The sequence below is a fragment of the Microbacterium sp. NPDC057741 genome (assembly GCF_042798735.1).
Taxonomy (GTDB): Bacteria; Actinomycetota; Actinomycetes; order Actinomycetales; family Microbacteriaceae; genus Microbacterium.
Genome location: NZ_JBHVJW010000001.1, coordinates 1,081,054 through 1,097,346, shown reverse-complemented (window position 1 = coordinate 1,097,346; position 16,293 = coordinate 1,081,054). Strand labels below are relative to the sequence as shown.

Below are 16,293 nucleotides of genomic sequence, written 5' to 3'. Positions count from 1 at the left end.
TCAGATCGGAACGCGGGTCTGCTGCACCACCGAGGCGAGCACGGCATCGGGTGTCACGCCCTCCATCTGCGCATCGGGACGCAGCTGCAGGCGGTGTCGCCAGACCGGCATGAGCATGGTCTGCACGTGATCGGGGGTGACCGCGGCAGAGGCGTTCAGCCAGGCCCACGCCTTGGCCGCGGCGAGCAGCGCCGTGGCGGCACGAGGGCTGGCGCCGAGTTCGACCGAGGGGGACTGGCGGGTGGCTCGGGCGAGATCGACGACGTAGCCGAGCACCTCGTCGGTGACCTGCACACGGGCGGCGGCCTCCTGCGCGGCGCGGATCTCCTCCGCGGTGATCGCGGCCTCGACCCCGCTGAGCAGACGCGGCGAGAAGCCGTCGGCGTGCAGGCGCAGCACCGAGACCTCGGCGTCCCGCTCAGGCATCCCGACGACCAGCTTCATCAGGAACCGGTCCAGCTGCGCCTCCGGCAGCGTGTAGGTGCCCTCGTGCTCGACCGGGTTCTGCGTCGCGGCCACCAGGAACGGATCAGGCAGGGGCCGGCTGACGCCGTCGGCCGACACCTGGCGCTCCTCCATCGCCTCCAGCAGCGCGGCCTGGGTCTTCGGCGGCGTGCGGTTGATCTCGTCGGCGAGCAGGATGCTGGTGAACACCGGACCCGCACGGAACTCGAACTCACCGGTGCGCGCGTCGTAGACCAGCGAGCCGGTCACGTCGCCGGGCATCAGGTCAGGGGTGAACTGCACCCGCTTGGTGTCCAGGCCCACCGCGCGGGCGAACGAGCGCACCACGAGCGTCTTCGCGACGCCGGGCACGCCCTCCAGCAGCACGTGACCACGGGCGAGCAGCGCGACCAGCAGACCGGTCACGGTGCCGGCCTGGCCGATCACCGCCTTGTCGACTTCGAGTCGCACGCGGTGCATGGCCTGGCGCAGAGCGGCGTCGTCCGCCACGGGGCTCTGCGCAGGCGCGGTGTTCTGCGCAGGCAGGGTGTTCTCCTCGGTCACGGGGTTGTCCTTCCGGATCGCGATGGGTCGTCGGGGTTCGGGGCGCGGAGGTCGGGGTGCAGCGCGGCGTCCACGGCATCCTCCAGCTCGGCGAGGCGGCGGGCCAGGCCGACGAGCTGCTGGTCGTCGGCAGGCGGCGGACCGGCCAGAAGCTCCTGCAGCGAGCCGCGCGGGATGCGGAGCCGATCGGATGCCGCATCCGCGACCTCGGTGGCGGCGGCGCGATCGCCCAGCGCGAGTCGCTGCGCGAGCCGTCGGACCGTGCCCTCGCGGATCGCCTCGGCGGCGTGCGCGGAGTCTGCCGCCTTCGCGGTGAGCCGGGCGCGACCGTGCATGGTCTCGGAGGCGCGCACGGTGACCGGAAGGGTCTCCGCCACGAGCGGTCCGAACCGGCGTCCGCGCCAGAGCGCCGCGGCGAGGCCCGCCAGCAGCAGCAAGAGGATCGCGGGCGTGACCCAATCGGGGGTCAGCGAGCCGAGGGACTCCTGCGCCTCGCCGGTGATGTCGCTGTCTTCGGAGGACGGCACGTACCAGACCACGTGCCCGGTCTGGCCGAGCAGCGCGAGGCCGAGCGCGGCGTTGCCGTTCTCCCCGAGGCGGCCGTTGGTGAACAGGACCGTGCCGTCGACGAGTGAGATGCGCTGCGACGAGGAGTAGTCGACGAGCACAGCCGCCTCGTCGTCCTGGCCGATGAAGCACCCGGTCGCGTTGACGGACGGCGAGAACATCCGGCCGGGGACGATCGTGCCCACTCCGGCGAACTCGGGGAGGTCGCAGTCCGCCGTGACCCGGCCAGGCTCGCCGGCGGCCGACTCTCCCAGCCGGAACAGCCGAAGCATGCGCGCGCTGCCGGAGAGCAGCACGGTGCGCGGGGCATCCGCGACCATCGCCTGCACCGTCTCATCGGTGAGGTAGAGCGGGTCTGCCATCGCCAGCGTGGCGCCGCCGTCGAGGTGCCCGCGCACCTCGGAGTAGGAGCGGACGACGGTGACCTCGATGCCCTGCTGTCGCAGGAGCTCGGCCAGCGCGCGGGCACCGGCATCGCCCGGGCTCTCGGGGTCGAGCATGGTGCCGATCGCGGGCGGGGTCGTCACGAGCCGGGCGGCGATCGCCGTGCCGCCGATCAGCATCGCCACGACGATGAGCCATCCGGCCCAGCGTCGCCAGCGCCCGCGGGGACGAGCGGCGGCGGTGGATGCCTCGGAACCGGACGGGGTCCTGACGTCGTCCTCGAGCAGCGTCATGCCGGCACCGCCTCCGGGCGCAGGGCGATCAGGCGCTCGTCGGTCGCGGCGATCGCGCGGTAGTCCGCCTCCTGGGCGGGCACCTGCAGGTATCGCACTCTGTCGAAGGATGACGCGGCGTCGTGCAGTGCGGCTCGCTCGGCAGGGAGCGTCGCGCCGGCATCGCGCGAGATAGCCTGCGCGGTCGCGCCGGGGGCGGGGTCGATCAGGTCGCGTTCGATGAGACCGCGTGCGAGCCCGCGGAAGCGCAGCGTCACTGCGGCATCCCAGTCGCTGTCGCGGGCGGCGCGCTCCGCGTCGGCGCGCAACTGGGCGGCGGTTCTGTCATCGGCCTCTCCGAGCAGACGAGCGCCTCGGCGCACGGAGCGGGATGCCCGTGGGCGGCCCCAGACGATCAGCGCGACCACGAGCGCGGCGACGATGACCACGACGATCAGCACGCCGGCGAAGGGCGCGATCGCGCCGGAGCCGTCGGGGTTGAACAGCCCGGCGAGCCACTCCAGGATCGCCCGCGACATCCGGTCGAACCAGCTGGGCTTCGCCGCCTCGTAGATCTGCTTGGAGAGCTCCTCCTTCGCCCAGCGTCGAGCCTCGTCTCCGTCGGGGACGAAGACGTCGGTGCTCGCGAGCGGCAGGATCATGCGCCGCCGCTCGGGGGCGCCCAGGGGCTGTCGGACGGCGGGGGCGGGGGGACCGCCATCGGCGGTGCGGGAGCGGGCGGAGCCTGTTGCACCGACGGCGCGGGCGGCGCTGACTGCACGGGAGCGGATGCCGGGGGAGCAGGAGCGGCCGGAGCGGGCTGATAGTACGGCGGATATGCGGGCGCCGGGGGCTGCCCGTATCCGTAGGGTGCGGCAGGTGCCGGCGCCTGCTGGGGCTGCCCGTAGCCGTAGGGTGCGATCGGCTGCTGATAGCCCTGCGGCGCGTAGCCGTACTGCAGCGGGGAGGCGTACGCAGGTGCCTGCGGCTTCTCCTTGGTCACGGCACGGGCGGGATCGACGGCGTACGGGTCGCCGAGCTGCTCCTCGGACCAGCCGGCCGCACTGCGCTCCTGGTAGGCGATCAGGGTCTGATCCAGGCCCTCGTATCGCATCCGTGAGTCGACGTAGACGAGCGTCGCGCCGGTGCACTGCACGACCTGTCCGATCGCCTGCACGCCGAACACCAGCAGCTGGGGCAGCAGGATCGCCAGCACCATGGCGACGATCTGCCCGACAGCCGGGTCGCCGGTGGGTGCCACGATGCCCATGACGATCGACGTGATGATGGCGCCGGGGATGGACACGACGTTGGCGGCGACGCCCATGATCAGGGAGATCAGGAAGGCGACGCCGAAGGCCACCCAGAAGCGTCCGCGGGTGAGCCGCCAGGAGCGCACCAGCGCTGTACGCAGCGTCGCCCGTTCCAGCACCAGGATGCTGGGGACCAGCATCAGCTTCGTGGCGAGCCAGACGAACAGCGGGATGCAGCCGATGCCGAGCACGATCGTCAGTGTGATCGCGAGCCCCGTGGCGTCTGTGCCGGCGAGCCCTGCGCCGGCGGCGATGCCGAAAATTGCGAGGCCGATGAGCGCGAACGCGGCACCGACGACGAGGCCCTGCAGAAGCGCGTAGAGGAGGAGGCGCCAGAACGAGGGGGCCATCCGCTTCCAGAGCGCGCGCAGCGTGCCCTTGCGATTGAGCGCCGCGAGCGCGACGTCGGCGGCGACGATCCCCTGCAGCACGACCGCGACTGCGGCGGACAGGAGCACCGCGAGGATGCTGAAGACGATCGTGAGTCCTGCGGTGCCGGCCTGGATCGTGAGGGCGTCATCCGAACCGGGCAGCACGGTCTGAAGTCGCAGGACGCTGGCGGTGATGATCGCACCCAGAACGATGAGGACGACGAGCATGGTCAGCAGCTGGATCACGACGGCGAATCCGAACAGCACCTTCGGGTTGTGTCGCAGCGCCGCGAAGGCACGCCCGAGCAGCATCCCGAACGTCATCGGGTGCAGCGGGATCGCCCCTCGTCTCGGTGCCGGTGTCCAGCCCTGACCGCTCACTCGCTTCCCCTCCCGCGCAGCACGACAGCATGCCGTCCCATCGTGGCACATGCGAAGCGGCGTGACGACGCCGCGCGGAGGCGCGTCCAGGACGTGCCGGGTCGGATTCAGTAAGCTGTGCGGAGGTGCGGTCATGTCGGGGTAGGGGCCTCGGAAGCCGCACGTAGCGGACAAAGAATGTTGAGGCTGGGCGGATATGACGTCACGCATCCTCGTGGTCGACGATGACACGGCGCTTGCCGAGATGATCGGCATCGTGCTGCGCACGGAAGGCTTCGAGCCGCTGTTCTGCGCTGACGGTGCGAAAGCGGTCGAGCAGTGGCGCAGTCAGCGCCCGGATCTCGTGCTGCTCGACCTCATGCTGCCAGGCATGGACGGAATCGAGATCTGCAGCCGCATCCGCGCCGAGTCCGGTGTGCCGATCATCATGCTCACGGCGCGCAGCGACACGGCCGACGTGGTGCGTGGCCTGGAGGTGGGCGCGGACGACTACATGGTCAAGCCGTTCAACCCCAAGGAGCTGGTCGCCCGGATTCGCACTCGCCTGCGGCCGACTCCGCAGGCGACCACCGAGGTGCTGCGCGTCGGCGATCTCGTCGTCGACGTGGACGGTCATGAGGTGCGCCGCGGCACGACGCCGATCTCGCTCACGCCGCTCGAGTTCCAGCTGCTCGTGGCGCTCGCCTCGAAGCCGCAGCAGGTGTTCTCCCGCGAGATGCTGCTCGAGCAGGTCTGGGGCTACCACTACAAGGCCGACACCCGGCTGGTGAACGTGCACGTGCAGCGGCTGCGCGCCAAGGTCGAGCTCGATCCCGACAACCCGAAGATCGTTATGACGGTGCGTGGCGTCGGCTACCGCGCCGGGAGCGCCGGCTGAGGACTCTGCGATGACGGCGACGAGCGTGACGCCCGCTCCGGTCGCGTCGTGGCGCGACTGGAGGAGCTGGCCGCGCTCGGTGGTGAGCCTGTGGCACCGGTCGATGCGGTTCCGCACTATCGCCGTCACACTGCTGCTGACGTCGCTCGCGATCTTCATCACCTGCGTCGCGATGGCGCTCGTGATCCAGAACGACCTGTTCGAGTCGCGCAAGGACGACGCGCTCGCGAAGGCGCAGCGCGCCGTCACTCAGGCGCAGACCACGCTGGACAACAGCAATGTCGACGACGACCGCGCCGCGCTGCAGGCGCTCTGGCGCTCGGTGCAGACCGATCTGGCCCGCGCCGCGGCATCCGACATCATCACGGCGTCGCCGATCGAGACGGTCAACGGCGGGTTCATCCCGCCGGAATTCCGGGCCGGTGGCCTTTCGGTCGACATGCTCAGCGAGGGTCTGCGCAACAGGGTGGCGGACAAGGGCGCCCGGCAGCAGTTCTGGCAGTCGATCGCGGTGCCGGCCGCCGAGGGCAGTTCGCCCCCGGGGATCGTCGTCGGCCAGCAGCTGGTGGTGCCGGGCAAGGCGGTGTACGAGCTGTACATCGCCTACGATCTGAGCGACTCCGACGAGACCCTGCTGTTCGTGCAGCGCACACTGTGGCTCGCGGGCATCGCGCTGGTGGCCATCGTCGCCGCGATCTCGTGGCTGGTGCTGCGCGCCGTGTCCGCGCCCATCGTCGAGGCCTCCGAGACCAGTGCCCGGCTGGCCGCCGGTGATCTCGGCGTGCGTCTGCCGGTGCGCGGTGAGGATGAGCTGGCGGTGCTGGCGCGCTCGTTCAATGCGATGGCGGACAGCATCGAAGCGCAGATCAAGGAGCTCGGCGAGCTCTCGCTCGTGCAGCAGCGGTTCGTGTCCGATGTCTCCCACGAGCTCCGGACGCCACTGACCACCATCCGGCTGGCGGCGGACATGATCAACGACCAGAAGGACGACTTCGAGCCCACCACAGCCCGCACCGCAGAACTCCTGCACACCCAGGTGCAGCGGTTCGACACGCTGCTGGCCGACCTGCTGGAGATCAGCAGGTACGACGCCGGTTCGGTGCAGCTCGAGGTGGAGGCGACGGGCCTCGCGCAGGTCGCCGAGGAGATCGTGGACCAGATGCGCCCACTCGCCGAGCAGCACGGGGTGGAGCTGCGGCTGGTGGCGCCAGGCGGATACTCCCCGGTCGACATGGATCCGCGCCGTGTGCGCCGGGTGCTGCGCAACCTCGTCGGCAACGCCATCGAGCACGGCGAGGGCCGACCGATCGTGGTGACGGTCGACAGCAATCAGCACGCCGTCGCCGCGGGCGTGCGCGACTTCGGCCTGGGGATGCGGCCGGATGACGCTCAGCGGGTGTTCGACCGCTTCTGGCGGGCCGATCCCTCGCGCAAGCGCACGATCGGCGGCACCGGGCTCGGCCTCTCGATCGCGCTCGGTGATGCGCGGCTGCACGGCGGCACCCTCGAGGTGTGGTCAGAGCTCGGCGTCGGGACGAACTTCGTGCTCACCATCCCGCGGCATCCAGGCGAACTGAGCGGTCCGAGCCCTGTTCCGCTCGAACCGCAGGAGACGCTGTCCGAGATCGCTGCGCTCACCCAGCCGATCCCGACGGCGGATGCGGAAGGGGGCGACCGATGACGCGGATCCGTGCTCTCGCCGCTGCGGCGATCGCAGCGACCATGCTGCTGCTGGCGTCCTGCACAGGACTGCCGACCTCCGGACCGGTCTCGGCCGGACTCGCACTCGGCGAGAAGAGCGACGCTCCTCCCTTCACCGAGTTCGCGGCGCGTCCTGCCGAAGGTGCAGGTCCCCAGGACATCGTGGAGGGTTTCCTCGACGCGGGCATCACGCCCCTCGACAACTGGGGCATCGCCAGGGAGTACCTCACGCCGAGCATGAGCGACAAATGGGCCCCGGCGGTCGGCGTCACGATCGACACCTCGAGTGAGTCGCGGTCGATCACCGCAGTCGGGGACGTCGATGACAAGGACGCGACCAGCGCCGACGTTACCGTGCAGCTCTCGCAGGTGGCGAATGTCGACGGAACGGGGGCGTACGCCGCTGACACCGGCAGCACCGCGCCGCTCACGTTCCACCTCACGCGCAAGAAGGGCGGCGAGTGGCGCATCTCCGAGGCGCCGGACGGCATCGTGCTCGACGCCGCCAACTTCCCGCTGGTGTTCCGCTCGTACTCGCTGCAGTACTTCGACCCCACCTGGTCGCGCCTGGTGCCGGATGCGCGCTGGTACCCGCGCGGCCGGTCGACGGCGACGACCCTCACGCAGCAGCTGGTATCCGGCACCCCGGCGCCCTGGCTGGCGCCGGGGGTGCGCAGCGCATTCACCGATGAGGTGGGTCTGGCCCGCGGTGCGGTCGTCATCGATCAGTCGCAGGTTGCCGACGTCGATCTGACGCGGTCCGCCCTGGACCTGGACGCCACGACCCTGGCGCGGATGCGCACCCAGCTGGAGGCCACCCTCGCTCCGCTCGGCGTCGCCGAGGTGCGCTTCACCGTGGATCAGCGGCCGCTGGATGCCAGCACCGTGCAGGTGGCACAGCCGGCGCCGGATGCCGGGACACTGGTGCTCACGAAGGACGGCTTCGGCACCGCCGTGGGCGATCAGATCGCGCCGCTGGGTCAGCTCGGCGCACAGGTGAACAAGAACGCCGCGCGGCTGCGCGCGATCGATGTCGCGACGGATGACTCCGCGGCGGCGATGATGCTCGACGACGGACATGTCTACCTCGCCACACCGGACAACACCGCGGAGCTGGACGGCAGAGCCGGGCTGATCGCACCGAGCCTGGACACCTGGGGCTACACCTGGACCGTCCCACGCGGGGCCCCGGGTGCGCTGCAGGCCAGAGGCGCCGATGCGGGGCTGCATGGGGTCGCACGGGCGTGGCCCGGGGCCTCGGACATCAGCGCGCTGCGGGTCGCCGCCGACGGGGCGCGGGTCGCCGCACTCGTGACGGTGGGCGGGCAGCGCCAGGTCGTGGTGGCCGCGGTGATCAGGGACGACAAGGGCGTGCCGATCTCTCTCGGTGAGATGCATGAGCTCGGCCGGTTCACCGGCACTGCGCTCGGGCTGGGGTGGATCGGTTCGGATGCCGTCGCGGTCCTGACCTCTTCGGACGAGCCCCACATGCTCGCCCAGCCGATCGGCGGGCCCGCCGACTCGGCGCAGGCTCCGGTGGGGCCGCGTTCGATCGCGGGAGCGCGTTCCGTGTCCGGCGTGCGCATCCTTGCGGCCGACGGCGTGGTGTTCGCGCAACGCGGCTCGACCTGGCAGGCGTCCATCGACGGCGTCGTCGTGCTGGGGACACGCTCCGGACAGTGACACTCCCCAGCCGGCTGCAGGCGGTGGAGAGCGCACAGGGCCGGAGAGACCGGGCGGTCGCCGCCGAGGGGCGGGGCAGGATCGAAGCATGCCCACGGCCTGGATCGATCATGCTCGACGCCTCGGCGTCGAGGCCCTTGCCTTCCTGTTCGCGGCGGACTGTCCCGGATGCGATGCTCCTGGCACGTTGCTGTGCCCCGACTGCGCGCTGCTGCTGACGGCGCAGCCCGTCCAGCGCACGACCCCGGGCGGTGTGCGGGTGTGCGCGGCGCACGAGTTCGACGGAGTCGTCGCCCGCTGCATCCGCCGAGTCAAGGAGGACGGCCAGACGCTGCTCGCGCCGGCACTCGGCGCTGCCCTGCGTGTCGCGCTTGCGCGAGAAGGCGACGACGCGGTGCTCGTGCCCGTCCCGACGAGCCGGGCGGCGTTCCGCCGCCGCGGCTACCGCGTGCCCGAGCTGCTGCTGCGGGCGGCCGGTCGTGTCCCGTGCCGGATGCTGTTGAGCACGGGGACCCGCAGCGACCAGCGCGGCCTCGGCCGCGCTGAGCGCGCGCGCAACGTGCAGGGCAGTATGCGGGTGCGGCATCCACTTCTCGCGCGGGCAGAAGCAGGCACAGCGGTGGTGATCGTGGACGACGTGGTGACCACGGGCGCCACGATCGACGAGGCCGCTCGGGTGCTTCGGCGGGCCGGATACCGGGTCGTCGGGGCGGTCGCGCTCGCCGCCACACCGAGCAGATCGGAACACGGGGTTAACGGGTAGTGACAACCGTCGATCTCGGCACTACGGTAGGGCACACAAGGCGACCACGGTCCGCCCTTGGCCGGGAGGACCGGGACAAGGAGGCAGGAATGGAAACGAGCATCGTCGGTGTCGGAGTGAGCATCTCCGATCGGTTCCGGACGGTTGTCGAGGAGAAGCTGGGACGCCTCCAACAGCTCGCGCCGAAGGCCCAGCGCATCGATGTCAAGGTCACCCACCGCGCGTACCGCAACGGGCGCGTGCCGGACGAGACCGTGGAGCTCACTCTCGTGAGCAGGGGCCCGGTCATCCGTGCCGAGGCCGTCGACGGCGACAAGTTCGTCGCCCTCGATCTCGCTGTGGACAAGCTCGCCGAGCAGCTTCGCCGCGCGAAGGAGAAGCGCATCGACGGGCGTCAGCACCCGCGCGGAGCACACTTCGAGAAGGGCAGCGGAGCGCTGACCGGCATCGACGTGCAGCCCGCATCCGCTGACGTGCTCAAGGCCGTCGCGACCGGGGCCGTACCGATCCAGGCGGAGGAGGACGAGGTCTACTCGCCGGTCGTCATCCGCACCAAGAACTTCGACGCGGAGTGGATGACGGTCGAGGAGGCCGTCGACCGCATGGAACTGGTCGGGCACGACTTCTTCCTGTTCGTCGATGCGAGCACCGACCACCCGAGCGTCGTGTACCGCCGCAAGGGCTGGGACTACGGTGTCATCTCACTGACCACCCAGGCGCCGCCGACGGAGGAGGCGCTGGCGTCCTGAATCCGAAAGAGGCGGCCTTCCCGTTCGGGGAGGCCGCCGCTTTCATGCCCGGTTCCTGAGCGAGCGGAGCGAGACCCGCCCGGTTCCTGAGCGAGCGGAGCGTGACCCGCCCGGTTCCTGAGCGAGCGGAGCGAGACGAAGGATCAGTCGAAGATGCCGTCCAGGATGCTGCCGATAACGAGGCCGCCGAGGACGCCACTGACGATGTCGCCGCCGCCCCCGCCGCGTCGGCCTCCGCCCCATCCGCCCTGCTGGTTCGGCCCGCCCCAACCGGCGTAGTCCTGCGGGCGAGCCGATTCGATGTCACGCTGCGCGAGCTGCAGCGCCTCGGCGGCCAGCTGGCCCACGCGTCGTGCGGTGGACAGCGCCTGCTCACGGGTCTCCTCGGCGGGCAGCAGGCCGGTCACGTCGATGCGCAGCCGCTCGGCCTCGGCGAAGCGGGTGCGGGCGTCGGCCCCGATCCAGCCCCGGTGGCCCGAGATCAGCGGGCGTGCTATGCCGAGCTGACGGTCGGCGTCGTCGAGGGCGTGCTGCACCTGCTCGAGAGAGGGCAGCGGATGCTCGGCACGGTACTGCGCGCTCGCGATGGCCTGGTCCAGGCCGGTGTTCGCCTCGCGCAGCGCTGTGAGCTCGGTGAACGGGTCGTTGCGGGTTCCCGACGGCGGCAGTGCGGCGAGCGCCGCTTCCAGAGCTGATGCCGCAGTCCTCACCTCGGGGGTCTGCGGTGCCGATCGGTAGGCGATCAGGTCTCCGCGCGAGTCGTCGACCACGGCGGCGAGAGTGGACTCGGCGCGCAGCGCCTGGATCTCGAAGTCCTCGACGCCGTCGAGCACGGCGGAGGCGCGGCGGATCGCCTCGGTCGCGGTCTCGAGGGCGAGGTTCGCTTCCTCGTTCTGCTTCGCCTCCCGGCGACGCTCGGAGACCTCTGCTCCGTGCGTGGCGAAGGTCACGAGCTGCTCGGCCTCGGCCGGCGACGATGAGACACGGCGCATCGCGGCATCCGAATAGCGCAGCGACAGGCGATCCACGGTCGCACGGGCCTGCGGGATGCGGGCGGCGAGGGACTCGGCGTCTCTGCGCAGCTGCGCGACGATCTCGGGGGAGCGACGCACCAGTGCGACCTGCTCGGCGATGGCGGAGGTCTTCTCGTCGAGCAGCTCCTCGGCCCATTCGCACAGCTGCACGATCCGGGCGTTGCGGGTGCGCAGCTCCTCAGGCGTGTCCGGGATCTCGTCGTGGTTCAGCTGGTGCAGCTGGAACGCCTCACGCATGTGGGTGCGCACCGCGTCGAGAGCGTTGCTGAGGTCGGCGGTCATCGACTCGCCGAGCTCGGCCTGCGCGAACACGAGCTCGTCCGAAGTCGTGCGGATGCGCTCATCCGCCTCGACGAGTGCCTGCTCCGCGCGTCGCGCGAGATCCGCGTCCTGCGCGGCCAGTTCTTCCTGATCGCGTTTGCGCTTACCCCAGAATCCGGCCATTCCCCGATCCTACGATCTCAGGCTCTGGCCCCGCTGTGGATCCGATACGCCCTGCGAGAACGGATGCCCTCCGCGCCGTCCGCTCAGGGTTGCGCTCCGCCGGTCGCGCGCGCCGGAGGCGGCGAAACCCATCCCTGACCGCGCGCAGCAGGGATGCCGACGTGGGCAGGGATGCTTTTCAGGGGTGGCACGCGCAGGAGCCCGCGAAACCCATCCCTGACCGCGCGCACCGCAGGCGCCACCCCGTTGCTCTCGTCCCGCACCGCCGCACGCGCCGTCGTTCCTCGCTCGCGTTGCGCGGAAGTGCGCAGCGCGAGCAGCGAACCACAGCGCGAACGGGGCGGGCACCGGCGGGTCAGGCGATGGCGGTGCGGCGCGTGACGACCGGGCGTCGGCGGGAGGTGAGGGCGTTCGCCGCGGCGACGAGCAGCGGCAGACCCACGGCGATCGCGACGATGGCCCACCACGGGATGTCCTCCGCGTACATGTACGGCGAGGTCGCGATCAGCCCCCAGATCGGCAGCAGGCCCGCGGCCGCACCGGTCAACGAGCCGAGCAATGCGATGATCAGACCCTGCCAGAAGGAGATTCCGCGACGGAGCCCGGGCGTCGCACCGACAGCCGCAAGCGTTGCGTCGTCAGCGGCTCCGTCGATTCGTGCCAGCCCCAGCACGATCGCGCTGGTACCGAGCATGAGGATGCCGGTGGCACCGAGCACGAGCAGGATGCCGAGTACGGGGCTCGGAGGCCCGGTGATGGCTTGGGCGCTGATGCCCGCATCGATCCCGGACGCTCCGTTGATCGCCTCCACCATCTGCTCGTCGGCAGGCTCGTCGAAAGCGGCGACGAACGATACAAAGCCGGTCTCGATGCCGAGCTCTGCCGCAGTCTTCTCCGAGATCAGTGTCGTGTAGCGATATTGATCAGGTGTCTTCACGAGCACGGCGTCGAGCGTTTCGATGTGCTCCGGTGAGGTGAGCTCAAGCACCGCGCCTTCGCCCATCTGCACATTGTCACCCTCGTTCCAGCTGACCGGGCCGCCGTCCTTGTAGGCCTGCTCCGCGTTCCAGAAGCCGATCCGCGACTTCCCGTCCGAAGCGAGAAGGTCTTCGTCGAAGACCACCGCGCCGCCGTTCCGGAACGTCTGGATCTCCAGTTCGGACGGGGTCCGTCCGAGCAGGGCGGGCAACGATTCGGCAGTGGTGACGTACAGCCCCTGGGTGAGATCCAGAAGGTGTCGGCAGGCGTCATCGATCGAGCCGTTCTCGTCCCCGGTACAGCGGACGGGCTTGCCGGGGACAGCGAGCGCGACGTCCTCGTCGGCACGATCCGCCTCGGGGATCGGGGAGGCGTTCAACGGCTGTCGCAGGATGGCCGTGCTGGTGGGCGACTGTGCCTCGACGATGCCCTCTGCGCGCTGCACCCGTGCATCGCTGGGCGGCTCCTCCCCGGTGCCGTACACCTCGACGAACAGCGATCCGACGGGAGCGGGCGGACTGTAGTCGTGTGCCTGCGTGCCGACTGCGAGGGAGATCGCACCGACGATGAACGTCGCGAGCATCACGGCGGCCCCGATCGACCCGAGCGCGGCGGCGGAGCGGGTGCCGTTCGCCGCCGCATCACGGACGGCCAGCCGTGGCGCGAGTCCGATCCTAGAGATCGGACGGGACAGCTGTGTCAGCAGCCAGTGGCCGCCGACGATCACCCCGATCTGAGCGAGGATGGGGCCGGCGAAGATACCGATCTGGGGCGCGATGGCGCGGATGTCGTCGGAGCGGATGGGCGCGCCACCATCGGCGGATGTGCGCACCCAGAGGATGGCCGCTACGGAGACTGCGGTGATGGCCACGCCGGTGATGATGAGCACCATGCTCCAGATCGGGCGCGAGCGCTTCGCACGCTGCGGACGCCGTGCTCCGCGCAGCATGGCGAGCACATCCACCTTCGCGGCCGACCGGGCAGGCAGCAGGGCGGACGCGGTTCCCACCACGACAGCGAGCGCCGCGATCGCCGCGAGCAGCCAGGGCAGAGGCGCGAACGACCAGTACACGGTGCTGTTGCCGTCGTCGAGAACGTGCATGGCAGCCCAGGCGCCAGCGAGTCCGAGGACGATGCCGAGCGCCGCACCCAGTCCGCCGAGCACGAGTCCCTGCAGGATCACGATCCTGCGCAGGTCCCGCTTCGTCGCACCCACGCTCGCGGCCATGGCGAGAGCGCGCTGCTGTCGCCGCGCACTGACGCTGAACGCCGCACCGGCGAGCAGTGCGATCTGATAGGCGACGAACGCCGTCACGATGCTGCCGCCGATGAGCACGCCGCTGAGTATCGACCACGGGTTCACAAGCTGCGCGGCGTCCATGTCGGTGCCCGTGATCGGCGGGTCGAGAGCGACCGTACGCGACAGCGCCGTCACGCCCTGGGTGTTCAGCTGCTGGATCTGCTCCCAGGTGAGTGCGTCGTCGGGCAGATACCACGCCGGCTGGCCGAGGAGCTCGCCCGGCTCCGCGTCCGGCAGGACGACAGTGCGGGTGGAGTCGGGCTGGTCGACGATGTCGACGATTCCGGTGATCGTGAACGTCCGGTCGGGGTCACGCAGCTGCAGGTCATCGCCGATGCCGGCGCCGACGCTATCGAGCGTCGAGCGGGTCACGAGCACCTCGCCGGCATTTGCCGGCGAGCGACCCGCTACGACGTCATAGCGCCCGGCGAATGCGGGATCACCGGCGGGACCGACCAGTGCCGACACCGAGGCAGTTCCCGCCTTCGTCGAGATGAACACCGTCGCAGGATCGATGCGCAGTGTCACGGTTCCGGCCGGAAGCAGCGGTGCGACGTCGTCGAGCGGCTCCTCGACCGCATGCGTGGGCTCGCCCGTCTCAGCGTCGACGTCGACGCTCCACCAGGTGGGATCGACCGGCGCCTGATGCAGCGAGGGATCCGGCCCGGAGACGATGTTGAGGCGGGTCTTTGTCTTTCCCAGCTGGGCGTCGAGGTACTGATCCGCCGTCGGGATCTGACTGGTCGCCAGGGTCGCCGCCGTCGCCAGCCCGGCGACGGGGAGTGCGATGAGCAGCACGATCAGGACGCTGGAGCCGAGCGCTCGACGTGCTTGACGCCGAGCGAGCCGGGCGGCCACCTTCCAGCGGGCCCAGCCGGATGCTCTGGCCGAGGCCTCTGAGCCCGCCTCCCGGAACATCAGCGCGCCTCGCTGAGCAGCGCGGCCGCGTCGTCGCGCGCGGCTTCGTCGACCACACGCCCGTCGCGCAGGAACAGGATGCGGTCCGCCCAGGACGCGTGCCGGGGTTCGTGGGTGACGAGGATCCCGGCGGCACCGGCATCCACCCGCTGCCGGATCACCTGCATGACCATCTCGCCGGTCTCGGAGTCCAGCGCACCGGTGGGCTCGTCCGCGAGGATGAGCCGGCGCGCGCCGACAATGGCGCGGGCGATCGCTACGCGCTGCTGCTGGCCGCCGGAGAGATCGTCGGGGTAGACGTCCAGTCTGTCCTGCAGGCCGACGGCCACCAGAGCGTCCTGGGCAGCGCGCCCGATGGCCCTTCGCCCGATGCCGTCCAGCTCGAGCGGCAGCGCGACGTTCTCCCTGGCTGTGAGGGTGGGGATCAGGTTGAAATCCTGGAACACGTAGCCGAGGGAACGGCGCCGAAGTCGTGCGATGCCGTTGTGATCCAGTGACGACAGGTAGGTGCCCTCGACGATCACCTCGCCGGAAGTAGGCACGGCCAGCCCGCCGGCGATCGCCAACAGCGTCGACTTCCCCGACCCGGACGGCCCCATGACGGCGACGAGTTCGCCGGGATGCACGGTCAGATCCACTCCGGAGAGTGCGGAGACCGAGCCGGCGCCGTGGCCGTACTGCTGTGACACGCCGACCAGATGCACGACGGGGTCGCGCGCATCACGGGCCCGTTCCGAGGGCGGGGCCTCGTGCTGCTGCTGACGGTACTCGGATCGCTTCATGATCATGCTCCCGTCCGTGCATCGGCGGTCGTGCGCGGCGGGCGGCCGCGACGGGGCCTCTCCGCGCTGATCGCGAGGCTCAGCGTCTGCGGCGTGTGCCGGCGCAGCCGGGACTCCACGTGATCGAGCCAACGCACCTCTGCCTCCGCCTGGAAGATCAGGGCGTCGGCGACGAGTCGCCAGGCGAGTTCCTCACCGTCCGAGTCGGCATCGGTCCCGGCGCCGGCGTACTGCACGCGTCGGAGCTCCTGCAGCGCGGACAGCGACGCCTTCCGCTGCCGCTGCACGATCGCCTCGACATCGACGCCGGGGAGGGTGGCGGCCAGAGCGAGCTTGATCGGCAGCTCGTCACGGGTGCCCGACTGTCGCGGCACGGGGGAGTCCAGCCAGTCCCGGACGGCGTCGCGTCCGGCATCCGTGATCACGTAGTACACGTGCCCCTCGTCGTCGACGTCGCCCTTCGCGACGAGGCCGTCGCGCTCCAGGCGTTCCAGTGTGTTGTAGATCTGGCCGACGTTCAGCGGCCAGGTCGACCCGGTGCGCCGGTCGAACTCGGCGCGCAGCTGGTAGCCGTAGCACGGCCCCTGGTCGAGGATGGCGAGCAGGCTCTGGCGGACGGACATGGCGCTCCGATCGTTCCCGATATTGCATTTCTGAGTATATGCATACTCGGAAATGACGATGGAGGCAAGCGTCCGGGGCGTGTCCGTTCGCCGTCAGCGTTCCCATGCACAGGTAGCGCAAGTCACAGGCCGGTAACATGACACG

Annotated in this window: 13 protein-coding genes; 5 read left to right on the top strand and 8 right to left on the bottom strand. The window is 70.5% G+C overall.

What is annotated here, in order from left to right; translation table 11 throughout:
* The 4 genes from ACFVDO_RS05285 to ACFVDO_RS05270 all read right to left on the bottom strand — a co-directional run bounded on the left by ACFVDO_RS05285 (window position 1) and on the right by ACFVDO_RS05270 (window position 4,296).
* Window positions 1-924 (bottom strand): AAA family ATPase, encoded by a 924-nt coding sequence (locus ACFVDO_RS05285; RefSeq protein ID WP_378857063.1) that lies wholly within the window; start codon window positions 922-924, stop codon window positions 1-3.
* Between the two features lie 80 nt (window positions 925-1,004).
* Window positions 1,005-2,252, bottom strand: coding sequence for a DUF4350 domain-containing protein (locus ACFVDO_RS05280; protein ID WP_378856814.1), 1,248 nt, complete (start codon window positions 2,250-2,252; stop codon window positions 1,005-1,007).
* The gene (locus ACFVDO_RS05275) at window positions 2,249-2,893 is read right to left on the bottom strand and encodes a DUF4129 domain-containing protein (RefSeq protein ID WP_378856812.1); all 645 of its coding nucleotides are present in this window, start codon (window positions 2,891-2,893) and stop codon (window positions 2,249-2,251) included. The genes ACFVDO_RS05280 and ACFVDO_RS05275 overlap by 4 nt, the downstream gene beginning before the upstream one ends.
* Window positions 2,890-4,296: a hypothetical protein gene (locus tag ACFVDO_RS05270; RefSeq protein ID WP_378856809.1), complete on the bottom strand. Its 1,407-nt coding sequence runs from the start codon at window positions 4,294-4,296 to the stop codon at window positions 2,890-2,892. The genes ACFVDO_RS05275 and ACFVDO_RS05270 overlap by 4 nt, the downstream gene beginning before the upstream one ends.
* A 196-nt stretch (window positions 4,297-4,492) precedes the next feature.
* Between ACFVDO_RS05270 and mtrA the strand changes: the two genes are divergently transcribed.
* The 5 genes from mtrA to hpf all read left to right on the top strand — a co-directional run bounded on the left by mtrA (window position 4,493) and on the right by hpf (window position 10,069).
* Complete coding sequence (mtrA, locus tag ACFVDO_RS05265) at window positions 4,493-5,173, top strand: MtrAB system response regulator MtrA (protein WP_236124155.1); 681 nt, start codon at window positions 4,493-4,495, stop codon at window positions 5,171-5,173.
* A 10-nt stretch (window positions 5,174-5,183) separates the two neighbouring features.
* Window positions 5,184-6,854: an MtrAB system histidine kinase MtrB gene (gene mtrB / locus ACFVDO_RS05260; RefSeq protein WP_378856806.1), complete on the top strand. Its 1,671-nt coding sequence runs from the start codon at window positions 5,184-5,186 to the stop codon at window positions 6,852-6,854.
* Window positions 6,851-8,557, top strand: a complete 1,707-nt coding sequence (locus ACFVDO_RS05255) for an LpqB family beta-propeller domain-containing protein (protein WP_378856804.1) — start codon at window positions 6,851-6,853, stop codon at window positions 8,555-8,557. Before mtrB ends, ACFVDO_RS05255 begins: the two co-directional genes overlap by 4 nt.
* Window positions 8,558-8,645: 88 nt before the next feature.
* The gene (locus ACFVDO_RS05250) at window positions 8,646-9,320 is read left to right on the top strand and encodes a ComF family protein (protein ID WP_378856802.1); all 675 of its coding nucleotides are present in this window, start codon (window positions 8,646-8,648) and stop codon (window positions 9,318-9,320) included.
* 89 nt (window positions 9,321-9,409) lie between these two features.
* Window positions 9,410-10,069, top strand: a complete 660-nt coding sequence (hpf, locus tag ACFVDO_RS05245; RefSeq protein ID WP_378856800.1) for a ribosome hibernation-promoting factor, HPF/YfiA family — start codon at window positions 9,410-9,412, stop codon at window positions 10,067-10,069.
* A gap of 143 nt (window positions 10,070-10,212) precedes the next feature.
* Here hpf and ACFVDO_RS05240 read toward each other — a convergent pair whose 3' ends face one another.
* The 4 genes from ACFVDO_RS05240 to ACFVDO_RS05225 all read right to left on the bottom strand — a co-directional run bounded on the left by ACFVDO_RS05240 (window position 10,213) and on the right by ACFVDO_RS05225 (window position 16,148).
* Window positions 10,213-11,547, bottom strand: coding sequence for a hypothetical protein (locus ACFVDO_RS05240; RefSeq protein WP_378856798.1), 1,335 nt, complete (start codon window positions 11,545-11,547; stop codon window positions 10,213-10,215).
* Window positions 11,548-11,902: 355 nt separating this feature from the next.
* Window positions 11,903-14,743: an FtsX-like permease family protein gene (locus tag ACFVDO_RS05235; RefSeq protein WP_378856796.1), complete on the bottom strand. Its 2,841-nt coding sequence runs from the start codon at window positions 14,741-14,743 to the stop codon at window positions 11,903-11,905.
* The gene (locus ACFVDO_RS05230; RefSeq protein ID WP_378856794.1) at window positions 14,743-15,525 is read right to left on the bottom strand and encodes an ABC transporter ATP-binding protein; all 783 of its coding nucleotides are present in this window, start codon (window positions 15,523-15,525) and stop codon (window positions 14,743-14,745) included. The genes ACFVDO_RS05235 and ACFVDO_RS05230 overlap by 1 nt, the downstream gene beginning before the upstream one ends.
* 2 nt (window positions 15,526-15,527) lie before the next feature.
* Window positions 15,528-16,148, bottom strand: a complete 621-nt coding sequence (locus ACFVDO_RS05225; RefSeq protein ID WP_378856792.1) for a PadR family transcriptional regulator — start codon at window positions 16,146-16,148, stop codon at window positions 15,528-15,530.
* Window positions 16,149-16,293: the final 145 nt, after the last annotated feature.

Coding starts and splice junctions, on each gene's coding strand:
- ACFVDO_RS05285 (WP_378857063.1), bottom strand. CDS start 924: ATGCACCGCGTGCGACTCGAAGTCGACAAGGCGGTGATCGGCCAGGCC.
- mtrB (WP_378856806.1), top strand. CDS start 5,184: ATGACGGCGACGAGCGTGACGCCCGCTCCGGTCGCGTCGTGGCGCGAC.
- ACFVDO_RS05275 (WP_378856812.1), bottom strand. CDS start 2,893: ATGATCCTGCCGCTCGCGAGCACCGACGTCTTCGTCCCCGACGGAGAC.
- ACFVDO_RS05235 (WP_378856796.1), bottom strand. CDS start 14,743: ATGTTCCGGGAGGCGGGCTCAGAGGCCTCGGCCAGAGCATCCGGCTGG.
- ACFVDO_RS05240 (WP_378856798.1), bottom strand. CDS start 11,547: ATGGCCGGATTCTGGGGTAAGCGCAAACGCGATCAGGAAGAACTGGCC.
- ACFVDO_RS05230 (WP_378856794.1), bottom strand. CDS start 15,525: ATGAAGCGATCCGAGTACCGTCAGCAGCAGCACGAGGCCCCGCCCTCG.
- hpf (WP_378856800.1), top strand. CDS start 9,410: ATGGAAACGAGCATCGTCGGTGTCGGAGTGAGCATCTCCGATCGGTTC.
- ACFVDO_RS05250 (WP_378856802.1), top strand. CDS start 8,646: ATGCCCACGGCCTGGATCGATCATGCTCGACGCCTCGGCGTCGAGGCC.
- ACFVDO_RS05255 (WP_378856804.1), top strand. CDS start 6,851: ATGACGCGGATCCGTGCTCTCGCCGCTGCGGCGATCGCAGCGACCATG.
- mtrA (WP_236124155.1), top strand. CDS start 4,493: ATGACGTCACGCATCCTCGTGGTCGACGATGACACGGCGCTTGCCGAG.
- ACFVDO_RS05280 (WP_378856814.1), bottom strand. CDS start 2,252: ATGACGCTGCTCGAGGACGACGTCAGGACCCCGTCCGGTTCCGAGGCA.
- ACFVDO_RS05225 (WP_378856792.1), bottom strand. CDS start 16,148: ATGTCCGTCCGCCAGAGCCTGCTCGCCATCCTCGACCAGGGGCCGTGC.